Here is a 20,031-nt window from a genome sequence, read left to right as displayed (position 1 = left end):
GCGAGCTGACCCATGGCCATTCGTAAGTACAAGCCGACCACCCCGGGCCGTCGTGGCTCGAGCGTGTCGGACTTCGCCGAGATCACCCGGGACACCCCCGAGAAGTCGCTGCTGCGCCCGCTGCACAACAAGGGCGGCCGCAACGCGCACGGGCGGATCACCACCCGTCACCAGGGTGGCGGACACAAGCGCGCCTACCGTCTGATCGACTTCCGTCGTAACGACAAGGACGGCGTGCCGGCGAAGGTCGCGCACATCGAGTACGACCCGAACCGCACCTCGCGGATCGCACTGCTGCACTACGCCGACGGCGAGAAGCGCTACATCATCGCGCCGGCGAAGCTCAAGCAGGGCGACAAGATCGAGAACGGTCCCCGGGCCGACATCAAGGTGGGTAACAACCTGCCGCTGCGCAACATCCCGACGGGCACCGTGGTGCACGCGATCGAGCTCCGCCCCGGTGGCGGCGCCAAGATCGCGCGCTCGGCCGGTGTCGGCGTCCAGCTGGTCGCCAAGGACGGGCCCTACGCGCAGCTGCGGATGCCCTCCGGCGAGATCCGCTACGTCGACGTGCGCTGCCGCGCCACCGTCGGCGAGGTGGGCAACTCGGAGCACGCCAACATCAACTGGGGTAAGGCCGGCCGTATGCGGTGGAAGGGCAAGCGCCCGACCGTCCGTGGTGTCGTCATGAACCCGGTGGACCACCCGCACGGTGGTGGTGAGGGCAAGACCTCCGGTGGTCGCCACCCGGTGAACCCGGCGGGCAAGCCCGAGGGCCGTACCCGCAAGAGCAAGCCGTCCGACAAGTTGATCGTCCGCCGGCGTCGTACCGGCAAGAAGCGCTGAGCAGGGAGGTAAGACATGCCGCGCAGCCTGAAGAAGGGCCCCTTCGTGGACGACCACCTGCTCAAGAAGGTGGACGTCCTCAACGAGTCCGGCAAGAAGACCGTCATCCGCACGTGGTCCCGTCGGTCCACGATCATCCCGGACATGATCGGTCACACCATCGCCGTGCACGACGGCCGCAAGCACGTCCCGGTGTTCGTGTCCGACTCGATGGTCGGTCACAAGCTGGGCGAGTTCGCCCCCACCCGGACCTTCCGGGGCCACATCAAGGACGACCGCAAGGCGCGTCGGCGCTAGTAGCCGGCCCGAGTAGCGACTAGGAGAGGTGGAGAAAATGGCAGAGACCACTGCCGAGACCACCGGCGCTGCGCTCGAGCCGACTCGTGCGCGCGCCGTGGCGCGGTTCGTCCGCAGCTCGCCGACGAAGACCCGTCGTGTCGTGGACCTGGTCCGCGGCCTGCCGGTCGACGAGGCGCTGGCGATCCTGCGGTTCTCGCCGCAGGCCGCGGCGGAGCCCGTCGCGAAGGTCGTGGCGAGCGCCGCGGCCAACGCCGAGAACAACCTGGACCTGGACCCGGAGACCCTCGTGGTCGCCGTGGCGATGGTCGACGAGGGCCCGACGCTGAAGCGGATCCGGCCGCGCGCCCAGGGGCGTGCGTACCGCATCCGCAAGCGGACGAGCCACATCACCATCGAGGTCGAGTCGGTTCCGCAGAAGGCCGGCCGTCGTGGTGCGAAGGGGAGGGCCCGCTGATGGGGCAGAAGATCAACCCGCACGGCTTCCGCCTGGGCATCACCACGGACTGGAAGTCGCGCTGGTACGCCGACAAGCAGTACTCCGAGTACGTCAAGGAGGACGTCGAGATCCGCCGCATGCTCTCCAAGGGCATGGAGCGGGCCGGCATCTCCAAGGTCGAGATCGAGCGCACCCGGGACCGCGTGCGGGTGGACATCCACACCGCGCGTCCGGGCATCGTGATCGGCCGTCGTGGCGCGGAGGCCGACCGGATCCGGGGCAACCTCGAGAAGCTGACCAAGAAGCAGGTCCAGCTGAACATCCTCGAGGTCAAGAACTCCGAGTCCGACGCGCAGCTCGTCGCCCAGGGCGTCGCCGAGCAGCTGTCGAACCGGGTCGCCTTCCGGCGTGCGATGCGCAAGGCCATCCAGTCGGCCATGCGCAGCCCGCAGGTCAAGGGCATCCGGGTCCAGTGCTCGGGCCGCCTCGGCGGTGCCGAGATGTCGCGGTCGGAGTTCTACCGCGAGGGTCGGGTCCCGCTGCACACGCTGCGTGCCGACATCGACTACGGCCTGTTCGAGGCCCGGACCTCCTTCGGCCGCATCGGCGTGAAGGTCTGGATCTACAAGGGCGACGTCGTCGGTGGCCGCCGCGAGGGCGTCCCGGCCGCCGCCGAGGCCCCGGGCCGCGGCCCGCGCCGCGAGCGTCCGGCCCGGCGCCGTTCCGGTGCCTCGGGCACCACTGCGACCAGCACCGAGGCCGGGCGTGCCGCGCAGAGCGCGGGCCAGGCCGGCGGCGCCGCGACGGCGACCGCCGAGGCCCCGGCCTCCGGTGAGAACCAGAGCAACGGTGGGGAGAGCTGACCGATGCTGATCCCACGCAAGGTCAAGCACCGCAAGCAGCACCGTCCCAAGCGCAAGGGCATGGCCAGCGGTGGTACCGCGGTCACCTTCGGCGACTGGGGCATCCAGGCGCTGGAGCCGGCCTACGTGTCCAACCGGCAGATCGAGTCGGCGCGTATCGCGATCAACCGGCACATCCGTCGTGGCGGGAAGATCTGGATCAACGTCTTCCCGGACATCCCGATGACCAAGAAGCCGGCCGAGGTCCGCATGGGTTCCGGTAAGGGTTCGCCCGAGAAGTGGGTCACGAACGTCAAGCCGGGCCGGGTGCTCTTCGAGATGAGCTTCCCGAACCGCGAGGTGGCGCACGAGGCCCTGACCCGTGCGATCCACAAGCTGCCCATGAAGTGCCGGATCGTGTCCCGTGAGGGTGGTGACATCTGATGGCGAGCAGTGGCAACACGAAGGCCGCCGAGCTGCGCGAGCTCTCCGACGAGGAGCTGGTCGTGCGTGTCCGGGAGGCCAAGGAGGAGCTGTTCAACCTCCGCTTCCAGATGGCCACCGGGCAGCTGGACAACAACCGGCGGCTGCGGGCCGTCCGTCACGACATCGCGCGGTGCTACACCGTGATGCGCGAGCGTGAGCTCGGCCTTTCCGCCGCACCGACCGAGAGCGAGGGCGCGGCGTGAGCGACGAGCAGAAGAACGACGAGCGCGGGGAGCGCAAGGTCCGCGAGGGCCTGGTCGTGTCCGACAAGATGGAGAAGACGATCGTCGTCTCCCTCGAGGACCGGGTGAAGCACCCCCTGTACGGCAAGGTCATCCGCCGGACCAGCAAGGTCAAGGCGCACGACGAGGGGAACACCGCCGGTATCGGCGACCGTGTCCGCCTCATGGAGACCCGTCCGCTGTCGGCGACCAAGCGCTGGCGGCTGGTGGAGATCCTCGAGAAGGCCAAGTAGGAGTCGAAGTGATCCAGCAGGAGTCGCGGCTGCGCGTCGCCGACAACACCGGTGCCAAGGAGATCCTGTGCATCCGGGTGCTGGGCGGCTCCGCGCGGCGCTACGCCGGGATCGGCGACGTCATCGTCGCCACGGTCAAGGAGGCCATCCCCGGCGCCGGCGTGAAGCGTGGTGACGTCGTCAAGGCGGTCATCGTGCGCACCAAGAAGGAGAAGCGCCGTCCCGACGGCAGCTACATCCGTTTCGACGAGAACGCCGCCGTGCTGATCAAGGCGGACAACGGACCTCGGGGGACCCGTATCTTCGGCCCGGTCGGGCGCGAGCTGCGCGACCGCAAGTTCATGAGGATCATCTCCCTGGCCCCGGAGGTGCTCTGACATGAAGGCGAAGATGAAGGTCAAGAAGGGCGACACCGTTCTGGTGATCGCCGGCAAGGACAAGGGTGCACGGGGCAAGGTCATCGCGGCCTACCCGGAGCGCCAGCGCGTGCTGGTCGAGGGCGTGAACCGGATCAAGAAGCACACCCGGATCAGCCAGAACCAGCGCGGGGCCGAGAGCGGCGGGATCGTCACCCAGGAGGCCGCCATCCACGTCTCGAACGTGATGGTGTGCGACTCCGACGGCAAGCCGACCCGTATCGGCAAGAAGGCCGTCGAGGGCGAGGACGGCACCACCCGCCGCGTCCGGATCTCCAGGCGCAACGGGAAGGAGATCTGAGATGACCACGGCTGAGAAGACCCTGCCGAGGCTCAAGCAGCGGTACCGCGACGAGATGCTCGACAAGCTCCGCGAGGAGTTCGGCTACACCAACGTCATGCAGATCCCCGGCCTGACCAAGGTCGTGGTGAACATGGGTGTCGGTGACGCCGCCCGCGACTCGAAGCTGATCGACGGTGCGCTGCGGGACCTGGCCACCATCACCGGCCAGAAGCCGCAGCTGCGTCGCGCCACCAAGTCCATCGCGCAGTTCAAGCTGCGCGAGGGCATGCCGATCGGTGCGAAGGTGACCCTCCGCAACGACCGGATGTGGGAGTTCCTCGACCGTCTCCTGACCATCGCGCTGCCCCGTATCCGCGACTTCCGCGGCCTCGAGGGCAACCAGTTCGACGGGCGTGGCAACTACACGTTCGGCCTGAACGAGCAGTCGATGTTCCACGAGATCGACCCGGACTCCATCGACCGGCCGCGGGGCATGGACATCACGGTCGTGACCACCGCGACCACGAACGCCGAGGGCCGGGCGCTGCTGCGCCACCTGGGCTTCCCGTTCAAGGAGAGCTGAGCGAATGGCGAAGAAGGCGCTCATCAACAAGGCGAACGCGAAGCCGAAGTTCGCCGTGCGGGGTTACACCCGCTGCAACAAGTGCGGCCGGCCGCGTGCCGTGTTCCGCAAGTTCGGCCTCTGCCGCGTGTGCCTGCGAGACATGGCGCACGCCGGCGAGCTGCCGGGTGTGAGCAAGTCCAGCTGGTGATCCGACCGCCCCGCGTCCGCGGGGCAGCGGATCCGATCGCCGCAGGCCCGCACCGGTGCGGTGCCCCGCACAGGGGCGCCGCGCCGGTACGAGGAACCACGGCGGGAAAGAGACAGACACCATGACGATGACCGATCCGATCGCAGACATGTTGACCCGTCTGCGGAACGCGAACTCGGCCTACCACGACCGCGTCGCGATGCCCCACTCGAAGCTGAAGGTCGCCATTGCGGAGATCCTTCAGAAGGAGGGCTACATCGCGGCACACCACACCGAGGACGCCGAGGTCGGCAAGTCCCTGGTCGTCGAGCTGAAGTACGGCCGCAACCGCGAGCGCAGCGTCGCCGGTCTGCGCCGGGTGTCCAAGCCCGGTCTGCGTGTGTACGCGAAGTCGACGAACCTGCCGCGGGTCCTGGGTGGCCTCGGCATCGCGATCATCTCGACCTCTCAGGGTCTGATGACCGACCAGCAGGCCTACCGGAGCGGCGTGGGCGGGGAAGTCCTCGCCTACGTCTGGTGAGAGAGGGGTAACGAACGATGTCGCGCATCGGAAAGCTGCCCATCACCGTCCCGTCGGGCGTGGAGATCACCATCGACGGCCGCACGGTCACCGCGAAGGGCCCCAAGGGCACCCTGTCGCACACCGCTGTCGAGCCGATCACGATCGAGCGTGACGACGACGGCACGGTGCTGGTGAAGCGCCCGAACGAGGAGCGTGAGGTGCGGGCCTACCACGGCCTGACCCGCTCCCTCGTCAACAACATCGTGGTCGGCGTCAGCGCCGGCTACGAGAAGAAGCTGGAGATCCACGGCGTGGGTTACCGCGTGCAGCTGAAGGGGCAGAACCTCGAGTTCGCCCTGGGCTTCTCGCACCCGGTCGTCATCGAGCCGGCGGAGGGCATCACCTTCGCGGTCGAGTCGCCGACCCGGTTCTCGGTCTCCGGCATCGACAAGCAGCTGGTCGGCGAGACCGCTGCCAACATCCGGAAGCTGCGCCGCCCCGACCCGTACAAGGGCAAGGGTGTGCGGTACGCCGGCGAGCAGGTCCGCCGCAAGGTCGGAAAGACGGGTAAGTGATGGCCGAGACGAACGAGACGGTGTCGGGTTCCGCCCGCCGCCGTATGGCGTCCCAGGTGGCGCGCAAGCGCCGCGACTCGCGCATCCGCCGGCACGCCCGGCTCCGGAAGAAGATCTCCGGGACGCCGGTGCGTCCGCGGCTGGCGGTCAACCGCTCCTCGCGGCACATCACCGTCCAGCTGATCGACGACCTGGCGGGCCACACGCTGGCCTTCGCCTCCTCGCTGGACGCCGAGGTGCGTGGCGTCGAGGGCGACAAGAAGGCCAAGGCGGCCAAGGTCGGCGAGCTCATCGCCGCCCGGGCCAAGGAGGCGGGCATCTCCACGGTCGTGTTCGACCGCGGCGGGCTGGCCTACCACGGTCGCATCGCGGCCCTGGCCGACGCCGCCCGCGAGGGAGGCCTGGAGTTCTGATGAACCAGACCGAGAAGATCGAAGGGACTGTCTGATGCCGGGACGTACGCGGCGTGACGGCGGAGCCCCGGGCGGCAGCGGTGGGAACGACAACCGCAACAACCGGGACCGCCGGGACGGTGGCCGTGGCGGGGCGGCCCAGGACAAGACCCCGTACATCGAGCGGCTGGTCACGATCAACCGCGTGGCCAAGGTCGTCAAGGGCGGCCGCCGGTTCAGCTTCACCGCGCTGATGATCGTCGGCGACGGTGACGGCCTGGTGGGCGTCGGCTACGGCAAGGCCAAGGAGGTGCCGGCCGCGATCGCCAAGGGCGTGGAGGAGGCGAAGAAGAACTTCTTCCGCGTCCCCCGCATCGGCGGCACGATCGTGCACCGCGTGCAGGGTGAGGCCGCCGCCGGCGTCGTCATGCTGCGCCCGGCCTCCCCGGGTACCGGTGTCATCGCCGGCGGCCCGGTCCGCGCGGTGCTGGAGTGCGCGGGGATCTCGGACATCCTGTCCAAGTCCCTCGGCTCCGACAACGCCATCAACATCGTGCACGCCACGGTGGCGGCGCTGAAGTCGGTGCAGCGTCCGGAGGAGGTCGCGGCCCGCCGCGGCCTGCCGCTGGAGGACGTCGCCCCGGCGAGCATGATGCGCCAGCGCGCCGAGGCCGACGCGGCGAAGGTGTGAGCGACATGGCCACGTGGAAGATCACCCAGGTGAAGAGCCGGATCGGCTGCAAGCAGAACCAGCGCGACACGCTGCGCTCGCTCGGCCTGCGCAAGATCCGGCAGTCGGTGGTGCGTGAGGCGGACCCGCAGACCCGCGGTTACGTCCACACCGTGCGCCACCTCGTGACCGTGGAGGAGGTGCAGTCGTGAGCGAGAACGAGAACTCCGTCATCAAGCTCCACGACCTGCGGCCGGCCCCGGGCTCGAAGAAGGCGCGGACCCGTGTGGGTCGCGGTGAGGGCTCCAAGGGCAAGACCGCCGGTCGCGGTACCAAGGGCACCAAGGCCCGCAAGACGGTGTCCCCGCGCTTCGAGGGCGGGCAGATGCCGCTGCACATGCGGCTCCCGAAGCTCAAGGGCTTCAAGAACCGCTTCAAGGTCGAGTACCAGGTCGTGAACGTCGGCGAGCTGGCCACCCTGTTCCCGAAGGGTGGCGAGGTCGGTCCGGCCGAGCTGGTCGAGGCGGGCGCGGTTCGCAAGAACCAGCTCGTGAAGGTCCTCGGCGAGGGCGAGCTCTCGGGCGTCGCCCTGACCGTGAAGGCCCACAAGTTCTCCGCGTCCGCGCGCGAGAAGATCTCGGCGGCCGGCGGCTCGGTCTCCGAGCTGTAGGCCCCACCGCACGTCCCCCGGCGCCGTCCGTGGCGCCCGCTCCACCCCAGGTGGACCGGGCCCGTGGGCGGCGCCGAGGCGTTTCCGGGCCGCTGTTACAGTCACTTCCGGACCGAGTGTCCACCGATTACCTGGCGCGCCCCGTGGGCGCGCAGCCCCCGCCGGTACACACCGGCCCGGGTGTCTCGCGAGGCGCGGAACGCGCGTCGACCAACCCGGCCGACCCCTCAGGGGCCGGCGCAGGCGGTGTCGGGCCGCCGACGTCGTAGGAGGATCACCGAGTGCTCAGCGCAGTCCGGGCGGCCCTGACCACGCCGGATCTCCGCAAGAAGATCCTCTTCACGCTGGCGATCGTGGCGGTGTACCGGCTCGGGGCGAACATCCCCTCGCCGGGGGTGTCGTACCCCAACATCCAGGAATGTGTCCGTCAGGTCGAGGGCGGCGACAACGCCAGCGTCTACTCCCTGATCAACCTGTTCTCCGGCGGGGCACTGCTCCAGCTGTCGATCTTCGCGCTGGGCATCATGCCCTACATCACCGCGAGCATCATCGTGCAGCTGCTGCAGGTCGTCATCCCGCGGTTCGAGCAGCTGAAGAAGGAAGGCCAGTCCGGCCAGGCCAAGCTCACGCAGTACACGCGGTACCTGACGATCGGTATCGCGGTGCTGCAGGCCACCGGCTTCGTGGCTCTGGCCGAGCGCGGTCAGCTGTTCCAGGGCTGTGCGCTGCCGATCATCCCGGACTCGTCGGTCTTCACCCTGATCGTCATCGTGATAGTCATGGTCGCCGGGACCACGCTGGTGATGTGGCTGGGCGAGCAGGTCACCGAGCGCGGCATCGGGAACGGCATGTCGCTGCTGATCTTCGCCTCGATCGCGCACCGCATCCCCGCCGAGGGCCGGCTGATCCTGGAGAACTCCGGCGGCCTGGTCTTCGCCGGCGTCTGCGTCTTCGGTCTCGCGATCATCGCCAGCGTCGTGTTCGTGGAGAACGGCCAGCGCCGGATCCCGGTGCAGTACGCCAAGCGCATGGTCGGCCGCCGGATGTACGGCGGCACCTCGACCTACCTGCCGCTCAAGGTCAACCAGGCCGGTGTCGTGCCGGTGATCTTCGGTAGCTCGCTGCTCTACCTGCCCGACCTGGTCGCCCGGCTCGCCGGGAACGACGGCGGCTGGTTCCAGCAGTTCGTGCAGACCTATCTCGTCGATCAGTCCAATCCCGTGCACATCGTGTTGTACGTAGCACTGATCATCTTCTTCACGTACTTCTACGTCGGCATCACGTTCAACCCCGACGAGCGCGCCGAGGACATGAAGAAGTACGGCGGCTTCATCCCGGGCATCCGCCCGGGGCGGCCCACCGCGGAGTACCTGAACTTCGTGCTCAGCCGCATCACGCTGCCGGGATCGCTCTACCTGGGCCTCATCGCGGTGCTCCCGAACTTCTTCCTCGGGATCACCGGCAGCGGCCAGAACCAGAACTTCCCGTTCGGCGGCACGGCCGTGCTGATCATGGTCACCGTGGGCCTCGACACCCTGAAGCAGATCGAGAGCCAGCTCATGCAGCGGAACTACGAGGGTTTCCTGCGTTAGGCTCGCCGGAACGTGGCCGAGCGGGAACCCCGGTGCGGGGCCCCGGCCCCGATCGTGGTGCCTCGGGCATCGTGTGCCGGCGAGGACGCCGGCGCCATGGACGACAAGACTTCAGGAGGTCGGGTTCTCGTGCGACTCGTTCTGGTGGGACCGCCCGGTGCCGGCAAGGGGACCCAGGCTGAGCAGATGGCCAAGCGGCTCGACGTCCCGCACATCTCGACCGGGGACCTGTTCCGGGCGAACCTGCGTGACGAGACCGAGCTCGGTCGCGAGGCGAAGCGCTACATGGACGCCGGGGACCTCGTCCCCGACGAGGTGACCGTCGGGATGGTGCGCGACCGGCTCGGCGACGCCGACACGGCGAGCGGCTTCATCCTCGACGGCTTCCCGCGCAACGTGGCCCAGGCGGGCTCCCTCGAGGAGATCCTGTCCGACAAGGGCCTGGAGCTCGACGCCGTCGTCCAGTTCGACGTCGACGACGAGGTCGTCGTGCAGCGGCTGCTCGGCCGCGGCCGCAGCGACGACAACGAGGACACCATCCGCAACCGGCAGCGGGTCTACCGCGAGGAGACCGCTCCGCTGCTGGACCACTACCGTGACCGGCTGGTCACGATCGACGCCGTCGGCGAGATCGACGAGATCACCGACCGGGTCTTCTCGGCGCTGCACAACCGCAACGGCTGAGACCCGGTCGGCGCCGGCACCACCGGCGCCACGGCGGGGAACCGAGGGACGGACACATGAACGGTCGCGGCGGCATCCGCGGGGCCATCGCCCGCTACCGGGGTCGGGACATCGAGCTCAAGACCCACGGTCAGCTCGAGGCGATGCGGGTGGCGGGCGCGCTGGTCGCGGCCACGCTGGCCGCGGTCACCGAGCACGCGAAGCCAGGTGTCAGCACGGCGGAGCTCGACGCGCTCGCCGAGCAGACGATCCGCGACGGCAACGGCGTCCCCTCGTTCCTCGGCTACCACGGTTTCCCGGCGAGCATCTGCGCCTCGGTGAACGAGCAGATCGTGCACGGCATCCCGTCGCCGAAGCAGGTGCTCGCCGAGGGAGACCTGATCTCGGTGGACTGCGGCGCGATCGTCGAGGGCTGGCACGGCGACTCCGCGGTGACCATCGCCGTCGGGGACGTGTCGCCGGAGGACCTCGCCCTGTCCGCGGCCTGCCGCGGCGCGATGGAGGCGGGGATCCTCGCCGTCCGCGACGGGGCCCGGCTGACCGACGTCTCCTACGCCATCCAGGAGGCGTGCCGGTCCGCGGCGCTGGCCGACCGCGCCGACTACGGGATCGTCGCCGAGTACGGCGGCCACGGCATCGGCACCTCGATGCACATGGACCCGTTCCTGCCCAACCACGGCGAGCCGGGCAAGGGGCCGCGGCTGCGCCCGGGCATGGCCCTGGCCGTCGAGCCGATGCTCGTCGCGGGGGACCCGGACACCCTGGAGCTCGAGGACGGCTGGACGGTCGTCACCGCGGCGGGCGGCCGGGCCGTGCACTGGGAGCACACCGTCGCCGTCACCGAGGACGGGCCGTGGCTGCTGACCGCGCCCGCCGGCGCACCGGACCGCCCCGGCGCCTGAGCCCCGCGCCACCGGTACCCGACGCGCTCCGCACGGGTACTGGTCCGTGACCGGGTCGGTCCGTTACCGTCGGCCTCCCGGGCGTCTACCACGCCCGTCACCCCCGCCTGCACCGGCCTCGCACGGCCTCCGTACACTGGACCATCGGCGCGTCCTGTGACGTCCGCTCCGTGTGCTCCGTGTATCCCACAGTGTTCCCGGTCCGGCTCCGTCCGCGCGCGCCGAACCGGTCGTCGGCACCGCTGTCGACCGGGGCAACCGACACCTGTCACGGATAGCGGAGGACATGGCCAAGAAGGACGGGGCGATCGAGGTCGAGGGCCGGGTCGTCGAACCCCTGCCGAACGCGATGTTCCGGGTGGAGCTGGAGAACGGCCACCGGGTTCTCGCGCACATCAGCGGGAAGATGCGCCAGCACTACATCCGGATCCTTCCGGAGGACCGGGTGGTCGTCGAGCTGTCGCCCTACGACCTCAGCCGCGGCCGCATCGTCTACCGCTACAAGTGACGACCAGCTCCACCACGGTCGGTCGCGAGACCCACAAGAACGACACACAGAGGCAGACGACGTGAAGGTCAAGCCGAGCGTCAAGAAGATCTGCGACAAGTGCCAGGTGATCCGCCGTCACGGCCGGATCATCGTGATCTGCTCGAACCTGCGCCACAAGCAGCGCCAGGGCTGAGCAGAGCGGTACCGGTCGCGATCCTCTGATCGCGCAGCAGAAGCCCCCGATGCACCTGCCGGGCCACACGGGCCCGGTAGTACCCCCGGAACCAGGCCGGGGCCCGTTCAGCTCAGCGGCGGAACGGGACGGGCATCGGGAAGACCTGGGACGACAACAAGGAGACAACGCCGCATGGCACGTGTTGCCGGCGTCGACCTCCCCCGCGAAAAGCGGTTGGAGATCGCGCTCACCTACATCTTCGGGGTCGGACGGACCCGGTCCAAGGAGATCCTCGAGGCCACGGCGCTGAGCCCCGACCTCCGGTCGAAGGACCTGACCGACGAGGACGTCAGCAAGCTCCGCGAGTACATCGAGGCGAACCTGCAGGTCGAGGGTGACCTGCGCCGTGAGATCCAGGCGGACATCCGCCGGAAGATCGAGATCGGTTCGTACCAGGGCATCCGTCACCGTCGCGGCCTTCCGGTCCGCGGCCAGCGCACGAAGACCAACGCGCGCGGCCGCAAGGGCCCGAAGAAGACCGTCGCCGGTAAGAAGAAGGCAGGTAAGAAGTAATGCCGCCCCGCGCACGTCAGGGTGCCGGACCCAAGAAGGTCCGCCGTCGCGAGAAGAAGAACGTCGCGCACGGTCACGCCCACATCAAGTCCACGTTCAACAACACGATCGTGTCGATCACCGACCCGACCGGTGCCGTCATCGCCTGGGCCTCGTCCGGGCACGTCGGCCTCAAGGGCTCGCGCAAGTCGACGCCGTTCGCCGCGCAGCTGGCCGCCGAGAACGCCGCCCGCAAGGCGATGGACCACGGCATGAAGAAGTGCGACGTCTTCGTCAAGGGCCCGGGCTCGGGCCGCGAGACGGCGATCCGCTCGCTGCAGGCAGCCGGCCTCGAGGTCGGCACCATTTCCGACGTGACCCCGCAGCCGCACAACGGCTGCCGTCCGCCCAAGCGGCGCCGGGTCTAGGGGAAGGGAGAACCACCATGGCTCGCTACACCGGCCCCATGACCCGCAAGTCCCGCCGACTGAAGACCGACCTCGTCGGCGGCGACCAGGCGTTCGAGCGTCGTCCCTACCCGCCCGGCCAGCACGGCCGGATCCGGATCAAGGAGACCGAGTACCTCCTGCAGCTGCAGGAGAAGCAGAAGGCCCGCTTCGGCTACGGCCTGCAGGAGAAGCAGCTCCGCGCCTACTACGAGGAGGCGCACCGCCGGGAGGGCAAGACCGGCGACGAGCTGCTGCAGATCCTCGAGTCGCGCCTCGACAACGTCGTGTACCGCGCGGGCCTCGCCCGCACCCGGCGCATGGCCCGTCAGCTGGTGAACCACGGCCACTTCCTGGTCAACGGGAAGAAGGTCGACATCCCCAGTTACCGGGTGTCGCGCTACGACATCATCGACGTCAAGGACAAGTCGCGGAACACCGACCCGTTCGTCATCGCCAAGGAGACCCAGGGCGACCGCCCGGTCCCGGCGTGGCTGCAGGTCGTCCCGTCGACCCTGCGGATCCTGGTCCACCAGCTGCCCGAGCGCGCTCAGATCGACACCCAGGTCACCGAGCAGCTCATCGTCGAGTTCTACTCGAAGTAGCTCGACACGCCGTCGCCCCGCAGGGAGGGGCGGCGGTTCTCACTGCGACATCAAATAGCGGTTGTCGCAGGTGCGAAGGAGGCACACACCCATGCTGATCTCTCAGCGACCCTCACTGGCCGAGGACGTCGTCACCGAGACCCGGTCGCGGTTCGTCATCGAGCCGCTGGAGCCGGGCTTCGGTTACACCCTCGGTAACTCCCTGCGCCGGACGCTGCTGTCGTCGATCCCCGGTGCCGCCGTCACGTCCATCCGGATCGACGGCGTCCTGCACGAGTTCACCACCGTGCCGGGGGTCAAGGAGGACGTCACCGACATCATCCTCAACCTCAAGGAGCTCGTCGTGAGCTCCGAGGAGGACGAGCCGGTGACGATGTACCTGCGCAAGCAGGGCCCGGGTGCGGTCACCGCGGGGGACATCGTCCCGCCCGCCGGTGTCACCGTGCACAACCCGGACCTGCACATCGCCTCGCTCAACGACAAGGGCCGGCTCGAGGTCGAGCTCGTCGTCGAGCGCGGTCGCGGGTACGTCCCGGCGATGCAGAACAAGGCCACCGGTGCCGAGATCGGCCGTATCCCGGTCGACTCGATCTACTCGCCGGTGCTGAAGGTGACCTACAAGGTCGAGGCCACGCGAGTCGAGCAGCGCACCGACTTCGACAAGCTCATCCTCGACGTCGAGTCGAAGCCGTCCATCACCCCGCGGGACGCGCTGGCCTCGGCCGGCAAGACCCTGGTCGAGCTGTTCGGCCTGGCCCGCGAGCTGAACGTGGACGCCGAGGGCATCGAGATCGGCCCCTCCCCGCAGGAGGCGGACACCATCGCGGCGTTCGCGATGCCGATCGAGGAGCTGGACCTCACGGTCCGGTCCTACAACTGCCTCAAGCGCGAGGGCATCCACACGGTCGGCGAGCTCGTCGGCCGCAGCGAGGCGGACCTGCTCGACATCCGCAACTTCGGCGCCAAGTCGATCGACGAGGTCAAGATGAAGCTCGTCGGTCTCGGCCTGGCCCTCAAGGACAGCCCGCCCGGGTTCGACCCGTCGGCGGCGGCGAGCGACTACGGCGTCGACGGTGGGAGCGGGTTCGACCCGGACACCTTCGGTGACGACGGTCAGGACTACGCAGAAACGGAGCAGTTGTAGCCATGCCCCAGCCCACCAAGGGTGCCCGCCTCGGCGGGTCGCCCGCGCACCAGCGGCTGATCCTGGCCAACCTGGCGACCTCGCTGTTCGAACACGGCCGGATCACCACCACCGAGGCCAAGGCCCGGCGGCTGCGTCCGTACGCGGAGCGGCTGATCACCAAGGCCAAGGCCGGCGACCTGCACAACCGGCGCGAGATCATGAAGGTGATCCGCGACAAGTCGGTCGTGCACCGCCTCGTCACCGAGATCGGCCCGTTCTTCGCGGACCGCAACGGTGGCTACACCCGGATCACCAAGACGATGCCGCGCAAGGGCGACAACGCCCCGATGGCGGTCATCGAGCTGGTCCAGCAGAAGACGGTCACCGACGAGGCGAACCGTGCCCGTCGTTCGGCCGCGTCCCAGGCCGCGGCCGCCGCTCCGGCCGCCACGGACGAGGACACCACGGTGGAGTCGACCGAGGCCACCGAGGCCGAGGTCACCGCCGCCGACCAGGCACAGGAGGCCGCCGAGAAGGCGGTCGACGCCGCGGTCGAGGCCGAGGAGGTGGCCCCGGGTTCCGAGGCCGCCGACAAGGCCGTCGACGCCGCTGCCGCCGCGGAGGAGGCCGCCGACGAGGCGTCCGAGGCCGCCGAGGACTCCAAGGGCAAGAAGGAGTCCGGCTCCTGAGCCGACCGCACCACACCGACGAGCCCGCCGTCACCGACGGCGGGCTCGTCGGCGTTTCCGGTGCCCCCGACCCGGGGGCCGGCACCGTGCGGCTGCGGCTCGACGTCGCCTACGACGGCACCGACTTCTCCGGATGGGCCCAGCAGCCGACCCGGCGCACCGTGCAGGGCGTGCTCACCGAGGCCCTGTCGACCGTGCTGCGCACCCCGCTGCGGCTCACCGTCGCCGGGCGCACCGACGCCGGGGTGCACGCGTCCGGCCAGGTCTGCCACGTCGACCTCCCCGAGACGCTCGCACCGCAGGTCGACGGCCTGCTGCGGCGGCTGAACCGGCTGCTCCCGCCCGACGTGCGGGTGCACGACCTCGGGCGGGTGCCCGACGCCTTCGACGCCCGCTTCTCCGCGCTGCGCAGGCACTACCGCTACCGGGTCACCACGGCCGCGTTCGGGGCCGAGCCGCTGCGGGCGCGGGAGACCGTCGCCTGGCCGTACCCGCTGGACCCGGAGCCGATGAACGCCGCCTCGGCGCTGCTGCTGGGCGAGCACGACTTCGCCGCGTTCTGCAAGCGCCGCGAGGGCGCGACGACCGTGCGCGCGCTGCAGCGCTTCGACTGGTCGCCCGCGCCGGGCGAGCCGGACGTGCTGGTCGCGGCGGTCGCGGCGGACGCGTTCTGCCACTCGATGGTCCGCAGCCTGGTCGGCGCGGTGTTCGAGGTCGGCCGGGGGCGCAGGCCCGCCGACTGGCCCGCGGGACTGCTGCGCCGCGAGCTGCGCGCCTCCGAGGTGACCGTCGCGCCGCCGCACGGCCTGTCGCTGACCGGCGTCGACTACCCCGCCGACGACGAGCTCGCCGCCCGCGCCGAGCGGACCCGGCGGATCCGGGTACCGGGCGAGGGCTGAATGGCCCCCGGCGCGATCCGGTCCGGAACGTGGCCCGGTGCGACCGGTCCTGGTGCGGACGGGGCGAGCGGCCTCAGGAGACCGGCCGCACCCAGGCCGGGTGCGGCGGCCCGGGGACCCGGTGCGTCCGGCGGGTGTCGAGCGCCAGGGCCACGACCAGCCAGACCAGCGAGACCGACCAGCCCGTCAGGGCCAGCGAGCCGAGGAGGTACAGCGGCTCGGTCGGCCCGGCGGACAGCCCGGCGACCTCCAGCAGCACCGACAGCGGGGCGCGCACCGAGTCCTCGGTGTCGCCGAAGTCGGGCATCAGCAGCCCGCCGGCGAGCAGGAACCCGGCGCAGGCGACGAACGGGGCGGCCACCGCCGGGCCGAGCACACGGCGTCGCAGCACGGTCAGCGACAGCACCGTCGGGACCGCCAGGAGGGCCGGGCCGACCAGGGTCACGATCAGGATGATCAGGAACCACCCCGGCGCGGTGAACCGCAGGGCGGCGAAGGCCAGGAGGGCACCGGCCTGCAGGGCCACGTTCAGGTTCGTCCGCATGCCGACGATCGTGGCGGACCGGGCCCGTCCGCGGAATCCGCAGGACTACGGGCCGGACGGAGCAACCCGTGTCAACAGTCGGTTACCGAGGTTCCGTCCCGCCCGGTCCGCGGGTCACAGTGGCGCGGTGACCACCGAGAACACCGTCGGCGCGGCCGCGGACCGCGGGTACGGCGACCGCATCGTCGCCGTCGAGCCCGGCTCCACCGAGCCCGTGCCGGACTCCGAGCGGCACGGCAGACCCCGCCAGCTGTTCTGGACGTGGACCTCGCCGAACCTGGAGTTCGCGACGATCTTCGTCGGCGTGCTGTCGGTGACGGCGTTCGGGCAGACGGTGCCCGCGGCGGTCGCGGCGATCGTCGTCGGGAACCTGCTCGCCGCGCTCGCCCACGGGATCCTGTCCGCCCGCGGACCGGCCGCCGGGGTGCCGCAGATGGTGCTGGGGCGGCTCGCGTTCGGCCACCGCGGCAACGCACTGCCCGCCGCGCTGATGACGATCACCTCGGGCTTCGGCTGGTTCGCGGTGAACAGCGTCAGCGCCGCCTTCGCGCTGTCGGCGATCACCGGCGGTGGGACGGTCGCCTGGCTGGTGGCGGTGGTCGTCGTCCAGGTCGCCGTCGCGTTCTTCGGGCACAACCTGGTGCAGGCGTTCGAGCGGCTCGCCTTCCCGCTGCTCGCGGTCGTGCTCGGGATCGGGGCGGTGCTGGTGCTCGCCGCGTCGGACTCGGGGGCGGCCGCGTCGCCGGACGGGGTGGGCGGGGTCGGTGGGTTCCTGCTGACCGTCGGCGCCGTCGTCGGGTACTCGGCGGGCTGGAGCCCCTACGCCGCGGACTACTCCCGCTACCTGCCCCGTTCGGCGTCGGCGCGGGCCACCGGGCTCGCCGCGGGCGGCGGCCTGTTCCTGTCCACCACGGTGCTCATGACGGTCGGTGCGGCGTCGGTCGGGGCGGCGACCGCGGCCGGGCTCGACTCGGGCAACCCGGTCGCGAACTACACCGGCCTGCTGCCCGGGTGGCTGGCCGTGCTGACCCTGGTCGCCATCGCGGTGGGGGCGGTCGCGGCGAACGTCCTCAACGTCTACTCCGGGGCGATGGCGTTCCTCGCGCTCGGCATCGACGTGCCGCTGGCGCGGGCGCGGGCTGTCGTCGCGCTGGCATTCGGGGTGGTCGGGTTCCTGATCGCGCTGGTCGCCCTCGGCGACGCCGCGGCCGGGTACGAGGCGTTCCTGCTGGTCGTCGTGTACTGGGTCGGGCCGTGGCTCGGGGTGGTGCTCACCGACCAGTGGCTGCGCCCGACCGACCCCGGTCTGCTCTACGACCGCACCCACCGCAACCACGCGGGCCCGGTCGCGCTGGCCGTCGGCATCGTGGTGTCGGTGCTGCTGTTCGCGAACCAGGAGCTGTTCACCGGCCTGGTGCCGCGGCTGCTGCCCGGGATCGGGGACGTGACCTTCCTGGTGGGGCTGCTGCTCTCGGCCGGGCTCTACGCCCTGCTGCTGCGCCGCACCGCCGTCGCGACGCGTGGGGGGACCCGGTGAACGCGCTCATCCCGACCGTGGACCTGGCCGCGCCGGACCCGGCCGCGGTGGACACCGCGTTGCAGCGGGCCGGTTTCCTGCAGGTCGTCGGGCACGGGGTGCCGGACGACGCGGCGTGGGCGGTGCGGGCCGCCGCCCGGGACTTCTTCGCGCTGCCCGAGCCGGTCAAGCGCGGCTACGCGGTCGGCGTCGGCGGGCGGGGGTGGCTGCCCCCCGGCGTCGAGGCCAACGACCGCGTCGAGGGCGGTGACTCGCCGCCGGACCTCAAGGAGTCCTTCGCGGTGGGGCCGTTCGCGCCGACCGGTGACGCGGACGTCGACGCGGTGTGGTTCCCGCCGAACGTCTGGCCGGCGCAGGTCCCGGCGCTGCGGGAGGCGGTGACCGCCTACTGCACGGCGATGACGCGCGTCGCGGGGGCGCTGCTGGAGCTGTGCGCGGGTGCGCTCGGGCAGACCCCGTCGACGCTGCGCGACCTCGCGACGCACCCGACGTGGACGTTCAACATCAACCGCTACCCGCCGATGACCGAGACCGGGACACCGCTGCCCGGGCAGTTCCGGATCGGCCCGCACACCGACTTCGGCACCGTCACCCTGCTCGACCGGGAGCCCGGGGCGGGCGGGCTGCAGGTCGACGTCGAGGGGCACGGCTGGACCGACGCGCCGTACACCCCGGGTGCGCTGACGGTGAACGTCGGCGACCTGCTCGCGCACTGGACCGGGCACCGCTGGCGGGCCGGACGGCACCGGGTGCTGCCGCCGCAGGCCCACGCCCCGGCCGAGGACCTGGTGTCGCTGGTGTTCTTCTTCGAGCTGGACCACGACGCCGTCGTCACGCCGCTGGCGCCGCCGCTCGGCCGGACGGCGCTGGAGCCGGTGGTGTCCGCGCCGTTCCTGCGCGAACGCCTCGACGCGATCTCGGTATAGGTTCGCGCGCATGGATCCGAGCTGGCTGGACGTCGCGGTGGAGCAGGCCCGGGCCGGGCTGGCCTCGGGCGGCATCCCGATCGGCGCCGCACTCGTCGGACCGGACGGGGAGGTCCTCGGGCGCGGCCACAACCGTCGTGTGCAGGACGGCGACCCGACGGTGCACGGCGAGACCGCGGCGTTCCGCGACGCGGGCCGCCGCCGCGACTACCGGTCCACGACGATGGTCACCACGCTCTCGCCCTGCTGGTACTGCTCGGGGCTGATCCGTCAGTTCGGGATCGGCGCGGTGCTCGTGGGGGAGGCCCGGACCTTCCACGGCGGGCACGACTGGCTGGCCGAGCACGGGGTGCGCGTGCAGGTGCTCGACGACGCGCGCTGCGTGGACATGATGACCGCGTTCGTCGCCGAGCGCCCCGACCTGTGGAACGAGGACATCGGCGTCGCGGAGTAGTGCTCAGCCCGCTGTGAGCGGGACGTCCGGGTCGAGCTCGATCGCGACCTCGCGCAGCGCCGCGTCGAGCACCGACCAGACCCACCGGGCCAGGTGCTCGGCGAGCTCGTCGAGCGGGAGCGGGTCCGCCGAGGAGAGCCAGCGCTCGGTCGCGCCGTCGACCAGCCCGACCGCGCCGGCGGCCAGCGGCGCCGCGACGGTCGCGGGCAGCCCGGGGTAGCCGCCGGTCAGCAGGCCGGTCATCCGGTCGGCGATGCGGTGCCGGATGTCGGTGACGGCCGTCGTGACCCCGGCGGCGCGCAGCACGTACCGGTAGAGCTCGGTGTGCGCGGCGAGCCACCGCACGTGCGCGGCGATGGCGGCGACGAGCATCTCCCGCGGCGTGCCGCGCGGGCTCCACACCGGCGCGAGCGCCTCGGAGTAGAGCCCCAGCGCGGCCTCGGCGATCGCGCCCTGCAGATCCTCCAGACCGTCGAAGTGCCGGTACAGCGCGGGCCTGGGCACCCCGGCGCGACCGGCGATCTGCTCGGTCGTGGCCTCCGGTCCGTGCTCGGCGATCGCGGCCATCGCGGCCTCGACGACCTCGGCGCGGCGGGCCGCCCGCTGCCCGGCCCAGCGACGGGCGCGGCCGTCGCCGGGGGTCACGGATCCGCTCACCCGGCCATCATCCCGCGCCTGGTTGACACCGCGCCCGGTGCCACCCATGATTCGGGATAAGGGGTACGCGCTGTACGGGATACTTTC

33 protein-coding genes are annotated in these 20,031 nt (G+C 70.8%); 31 read left to right on the top strand and 2 right to left on the bottom strand.

Annotated elements, in window-relative coordinates; all coding sequences use genetic code 11:
• Positions 1-12: 12 nt before the first annotated feature.
• From rplB to truA, 28 genes are all read left to right on the top strand, one after another.
• Positions 13-846, top strand: a complete 834-nt coding sequence (gene rplB, locus KPL57_RS28430; RefSeq protein WP_062397843.1) for a 50S ribosomal protein L2 — start codon at positions 13-15, stop codon at positions 844-846.
• Positions 847-861: 15 nt separating this feature from the next.
• On the top strand, positions 862-1,143 hold the full coding sequence (gene rpsS / locus KPL57_RS28425) for a 30S ribosomal protein S19 (protein ID WP_062397841.1): 282 nt from the start codon (positions 862-864) through the stop codon (positions 1,141-1,143).
• Between the two features lie 37 nt (positions 1,144-1,180).
• Complete coding sequence (gene rplV, locus KPL57_RS28420) at positions 1,181-1,600, top strand: 50S ribosomal protein L22 (protein WP_062397838.1); 420 nt, start codon at positions 1,181-1,183, stop codon at positions 1,598-1,600.
• Positions 1,600-2,445, top strand: coding sequence for a 30S ribosomal protein S3 (gene rpsC / locus KPL57_RS28415; RefSeq protein WP_020622933.1), 846 nt, complete (start codon positions 1,600-1,602; stop codon positions 2,443-2,445). The genes rplV and rpsC overlap by 1 nt, the downstream gene beginning before the upstream one ends.
• A 3-nt stretch (positions 2,446-2,448) precedes the next feature.
• Positions 2,449-2,868 (top strand): 50S ribosomal protein L16, encoded by a 420-nt coding sequence (gene rplP, locus KPL57_RS28410; protein WP_020622932.1) that lies wholly within the window; start codon positions 2,449-2,451, stop codon positions 2,866-2,868.
• Positions 2,868-3,113: a 50S ribosomal protein L29 gene (gene rpmC, locus KPL57_RS28405; protein ID WP_020622931.1), complete on the top strand. Its 246-nt coding sequence runs from the start codon at positions 2,868-2,870 to the stop codon at positions 3,111-3,113. Before rplP ends, rpmC begins: the two co-directional genes overlap by 1 nt.
• Positions 3,110-3,385, top strand: a complete 276-nt coding sequence (gene rpsQ, locus KPL57_RS28400; protein ID WP_062397834.1) for a 30S ribosomal protein S17 — start codon at positions 3,110-3,112, stop codon at positions 3,383-3,385. Before rpmC ends, rpsQ begins: the two co-directional genes overlap by 4 nt.
• Positions 3,386-3,393: 8 nt before the next feature.
• Entirely contained in the window at positions 3,394-3,762 is a 369-nt protein-coding gene (gene rplN, locus KPL57_RS28395; RefSeq protein WP_010228481.1) for a 50S ribosomal protein L14, read from the top strand.
• Positions 3,763-3,775: 13 nt separating this feature from the next.
• Positions 3,776-4,102, top strand: coding sequence for a 50S ribosomal protein L24 (rplX, locus tag KPL57_RS28390; RefSeq protein WP_062403788.1), 327 nt, complete (start codon positions 3,776-3,778; stop codon positions 4,100-4,102).
• A gap of 1 nt (position 4,103) precedes the next feature.
• Positions 4,104-4,667, top strand: coding sequence for a 50S ribosomal protein L5 (rplE, locus tag KPL57_RS28385; RefSeq protein ID WP_226353827.1), 564 nt, complete (start codon positions 4,104-4,106; stop codon positions 4,665-4,667).
• 4 nt (positions 4,668-4,671) lie between these two features.
• Positions 4,672-4,857 (top strand): type Z 30S ribosomal protein S14, encoded by a 186-nt coding sequence (locus KPL57_RS28380; RefSeq protein ID WP_020622927.1) that lies wholly within the window; start codon positions 4,672-4,674, stop codon positions 4,855-4,857.
• A 121-nt stretch (positions 4,858-4,978) separates the two neighbouring features.
• The gene (gene rpsH, locus KPL57_RS28375; protein ID WP_226353826.1) at positions 4,979-5,377 is read left to right on the top strand and encodes a 30S ribosomal protein S8; all 399 of its coding nucleotides are present in this window, start codon (positions 4,979-4,981) and stop codon (positions 5,375-5,377) included.
• A 17-nt stretch (positions 5,378-5,394) separates the two neighbouring features.
• A complete protein-coding gene (gene rplF, locus KPL57_RS28370) occupies positions 5,395-5,934 on the top strand; it encodes a 50S ribosomal protein L6 (RefSeq protein ID WP_226353825.1) in 540 nt (179 codons plus the stop codon).
• Positions 5,934-6,347: a 50S ribosomal protein L18 gene (gene rplR, locus KPL57_RS28365; RefSeq protein WP_280118285.1), complete on the top strand. Its 414-nt coding sequence runs from the start codon at positions 5,934-5,936 to the stop codon at positions 6,345-6,347. The genes rplF and rplR overlap by 1 nt, the downstream gene beginning before the upstream one ends.
• A 34-nt stretch (positions 6,348-6,381) precedes the next feature.
• A complete protein-coding gene (gene rpsE / locus KPL57_RS28360; RefSeq protein ID WP_062397823.1) occupies positions 6,382-7,017 on the top strand; it encodes a 30S ribosomal protein S5 in 636 nt (211 codons plus the stop codon).
• 5 nt (positions 7,018-7,022) lie between these two features.
• On the top strand, positions 7,023-7,208 hold the full coding sequence (rpmD, locus tag KPL57_RS28355; RefSeq protein ID WP_062403786.1) for a 50S ribosomal protein L30: 186 nt from the start codon (positions 7,023-7,025) through the stop codon (positions 7,206-7,208).
• The gene (rplO, locus tag KPL57_RS28350) at positions 7,205-7,666 is read left to right on the top strand and encodes a 50S ribosomal protein L15 (RefSeq protein ID WP_226353824.1); all 462 of its coding nucleotides are present in this window, start codon (positions 7,205-7,207) and stop codon (positions 7,664-7,666) included. Before rpmD ends, rplO begins: the two co-directional genes overlap by 4 nt.
• Positions 7,667-7,947: 281 nt before the next feature.
• Positions 7,948-9,258 (top strand): preprotein translocase subunit SecY, encoded by a 1,311-nt coding sequence (gene secY, locus KPL57_RS28345; RefSeq protein WP_073576464.1) that lies wholly within the window; start codon positions 7,948-7,950, stop codon positions 9,256-9,258.
• 129 nt (positions 9,259-9,387) lie between these two features.
• Positions 9,388-9,942 carry an adenylate kinase gene (locus KPL57_RS28340; protein ID WP_226353823.1) on the top strand — a complete coding sequence of 185 codons (555 nt, stop codon included), beginning with the start codon at positions 9,388-9,390 and terminating at the stop codon, positions 9,940-9,942.
• 56 nt (positions 9,943-9,998) lie between these two features.
• Positions 9,999-10,844: a type I methionyl aminopeptidase gene (map, locus tag KPL57_RS28335; RefSeq protein WP_073576462.1), complete on the top strand. Its 846-nt coding sequence runs from the start codon at positions 9,999-10,001 to the stop codon at positions 10,842-10,844.
• Positions 10,845-11,130: 286 nt separating this feature from the next.
• Positions 11,131-11,352 (top strand): translation initiation factor IF-1, encoded by a 222-nt coding sequence (infA, locus tag KPL57_RS28330; RefSeq protein WP_010228514.1) that lies wholly within the window; start codon positions 11,131-11,133, stop codon positions 11,350-11,352.
• 61 nt (positions 11,353-11,413) lie between these two features.
• Positions 11,414-11,527 carry a 50S ribosomal protein L36 gene (gene rpmJ / locus KPL57_RS28325; RefSeq protein WP_020622917.1) on the top strand — a complete coding sequence of 38 codons (114 nt, stop codon included), beginning with the start codon at positions 11,414-11,416 and terminating at the stop codon, positions 11,525-11,527.
• A 174-nt stretch (positions 11,528-11,701) separates the two neighbouring features.
• Positions 11,702-12,082, top strand: a complete 381-nt coding sequence (rpsM, locus tag KPL57_RS28320; protein ID WP_020622916.1) for a 30S ribosomal protein S13 — start codon at positions 11,702-11,704, stop codon at positions 12,080-12,082.
• Positions 12,082-12,489, top strand: a complete 408-nt coding sequence (rpsK, locus tag KPL57_RS28315) for a 30S ribosomal protein S11 (protein WP_020622915.1) — start codon at positions 12,082-12,084, stop codon at positions 12,487-12,489. The genes rpsM and rpsK overlap by 1 nt, the downstream gene beginning before the upstream one ends.
• Before the next feature lie 17 nt (positions 12,490-12,506).
• Positions 12,507-13,112 (top strand): 30S ribosomal protein S4, encoded by a 606-nt coding sequence (gene rpsD, locus KPL57_RS28310; protein ID WP_060710555.1) that lies wholly within the window; start codon positions 12,507-12,509, stop codon positions 13,110-13,112.
• 91 nt (positions 13,113-13,203) lie between these two features.
• A complete protein-coding gene (locus KPL57_RS28305) occupies positions 13,204-14,256 on the top strand; it encodes a DNA-directed RNA polymerase subunit alpha (RefSeq protein ID WP_062397812.1) in 1,053 nt (350 codons plus the stop codon).
• A 2-nt stretch (positions 14,257-14,258) separates the two neighbouring features.
• The gene (gene rplQ, locus KPL57_RS28300; protein ID WP_226353822.1) at positions 14,259-14,927 is read left to right on the top strand and encodes a 50S ribosomal protein L17; all 669 of its coding nucleotides are present in this window, start codon (positions 14,259-14,261) and stop codon (positions 14,925-14,927) included.
• A gap of 92 nt (positions 14,928-15,019) precedes the next feature.
• Entirely contained in the window at positions 15,020-15,826 is an 807-nt protein-coding gene (gene truA / locus KPL57_RS28295; RefSeq protein ID WP_226353899.1) for a tRNA pseudouridine(38-40) synthase TruA, read from the top strand.
• Positions 15,827-15,899: 73 nt separating this feature from the next.
• Here truA and KPL57_RS28290 read toward each other — a convergent pair whose 3' ends face one another.
• Positions 15,900-16,370, bottom strand: a complete 471-nt coding sequence (locus KPL57_RS28290; RefSeq protein ID WP_226353821.1) for a hypothetical protein — start codon at positions 16,368-16,370, stop codon at positions 15,900-15,902.
• Positions 16,371-16,497: 127 nt separating this feature from the next.
• Between KPL57_RS28290 and KPL57_RS28285 the strand changes: the two genes are divergently transcribed.
• The 3 genes from KPL57_RS28285 to KPL57_RS28275 are packed head-to-tail and all read left to right on the top strand — an operon-like array spanning position 16,498 to position 19,287.
• Complete coding sequence (locus KPL57_RS28285) at positions 16,498-17,907, top strand: cytosine permease (protein ID WP_226353820.1); 1,410 nt, start codon at positions 16,498-16,500, stop codon at positions 17,905-17,907.
• Positions 17,904-18,833 (top strand): isopenicillin N synthase family oxygenase, encoded by a 930-nt coding sequence (locus KPL57_RS70425; protein ID WP_226353819.1) that lies wholly within the window; start codon positions 17,904-17,906, stop codon positions 18,831-18,833. The genes KPL57_RS28285 and KPL57_RS70425 overlap by 4 nt, the downstream gene beginning before the upstream one ends.
• A gap of 10 nt (positions 18,834-18,843) precedes the next feature.
• A complete protein-coding gene (locus KPL57_RS28275; RefSeq protein ID WP_060710562.1) occupies positions 18,844-19,287 on the top strand; it encodes a nucleoside deaminase in 444 nt (147 codons plus the stop codon).
• Positions 19,288-19,290: 3 nt separating this feature from the next.
• Here the strand turns inward: KPL57_RS28275 and KPL57_RS28270 are convergent, their stop codons facing one another.
• Complete coding sequence (locus KPL57_RS28270; protein ID WP_226353818.1) at positions 19,291-19,944, bottom strand: TetR/AcrR family transcriptional regulator; 654 nt, start codon at positions 19,942-19,944, stop codon at positions 19,291-19,293.
• Positions 19,945-20,031: the final 87 nt, after the last annotated feature.

The organism is Pseudonocardia sp. ICBG601 (assembly GCF_020496245.1).
This window is presented reverse-complemented; position numbering and strand designations above follow the sequence as displayed.

Coding starts and splice junctions, on each gene's coding strand:
- KPL57_RS28275 (WP_060710562.1), top strand. CDS start 18,844: ATGGATCCGAGCTGGCTGGACGTCGCGGTGGAGCAGGCCCGGGCCGGG.
- rplR (WP_280118285.1), top strand. CDS start 5,934: ATGGCCGAGACGAACGAGACGGTGTCGGGTTCCGCCCGCCGCCGTATG.
- rpsE (WP_062397823.1), top strand. CDS start 6,382: ATGCCGGGACGTACGCGGCGTGACGGCGGAGCCCCGGGCGGCAGCGGT.
- rpsC (WP_020622933.1), top strand. CDS start 1,600: ATGGGGCAGAAGATCAACCCGCACGGCTTCCGCCTGGGCATCACCACG.
- infA (WP_010228514.1), top strand. CDS start 11,131: ATGGCCAAGAAGGACGGGGCGATCGAGGTCGAGGGCCGGGTCGTCGAA.
- rplV (WP_062397838.1), top strand. CDS start 1,181: ATGGCAGAGACCACTGCCGAGACCACCGGCGCTGCGCTCGAGCCGACT.
- rplE (WP_226353827.1), top strand. CDS start 4,104: ATGACCACGGCTGAGAAGACCCTGCCGAGGCTCAAGCAGCGGTACCGC.
- KPL57_RS28290 (WP_226353821.1), bottom strand. CDS start 16,370: ATGCGGACGAACCTGAACGTGGCCCTGCAGGCCGGTGCCCTCCTGGCC.
- rpsK (WP_020622915.1), top strand. CDS start 12,082: ATGCCGCCCCGCGCACGTCAGGGTGCCGGACCCAAGAAGGTCCGCCGT.
- map (WP_073576462.1), top strand. CDS start 9,999: ATGAACGGTCGCGGCGGCATCCGCGGGGCCATCGCCCGCTACCGGGGT.
- rpsM (WP_020622916.1), top strand. CDS start 11,702: ATGGCACGTGTTGCCGGCGTCGACCTCCCCCGCGAAAAGCGGTTGGAG.
- rplQ (WP_226353822.1), top strand. CDS start 14,259: ATGCCCCAGCCCACCAAGGGTGCCCGCCTCGGCGGGTCGCCCGCGCAC.
- rpsS (WP_062397841.1), top strand. CDS start 862: ATGCCGCGCAGCCTGAAGAAGGGCCCCTTCGTGGACGACCACCTGCTC.
- rplB (WP_062397843.1), top strand. CDS start 13: ATGGCCATTCGTAAGTACAAGCCGACCACCCCGGGCCGTCGTGGCTCG.
- rplX (WP_062403788.1), top strand. CDS start 3,776: ATGAAGGTCAAGAAGGGCGACACCGTTCTGGTGATCGCCGGCAAGGAC.
- rpmC (WP_020622931.1), top strand. CDS start 2,868: ATGGCGAGCAGTGGCAACACGAAGGCCGCCGAGCTGCGCGAGCTCTCC.
- rpmD (WP_062403786.1), top strand. CDS start 7,023: ATGGCCACGTGGAAGATCACCCAGGTGAAGAGCCGGATCGGCTGCAAG.
- rplP (WP_020622932.1), top strand. CDS start 2,449: ATGCTGATCCCACGCAAGGTCAAGCACCGCAAGCAGCACCGTCCCAAG.
- rplF (WP_226353825.1), top strand. CDS start 5,395: ATGTCGCGCATCGGAAAGCTGCCCATCACCGTCCCGTCGGGCGTGGAG.
- KPL57_RS28380 (WP_020622927.1), top strand. CDS start 4,672: ATGGCGAAGAAGGCGCTCATCAACAAGGCGAACGCGAAGCCGAAGTTC.
- rpsH (WP_226353826.1), top strand. CDS start 4,979: ATGACGATGACCGATCCGATCGCAGACATGTTGACCCGTCTGCGGAAC.
- KPL57_RS28305 (WP_062397812.1), top strand. CDS start 13,204: ATGCTGATCTCTCAGCGACCCTCACTGGCCGAGGACGTCGTCACCGAG.
- rpsD (WP_060710555.1), top strand. CDS start 12,507: ATGGCTCGCTACACCGGCCCCATGACCCGCAAGTCCCGCCGACTGAAG.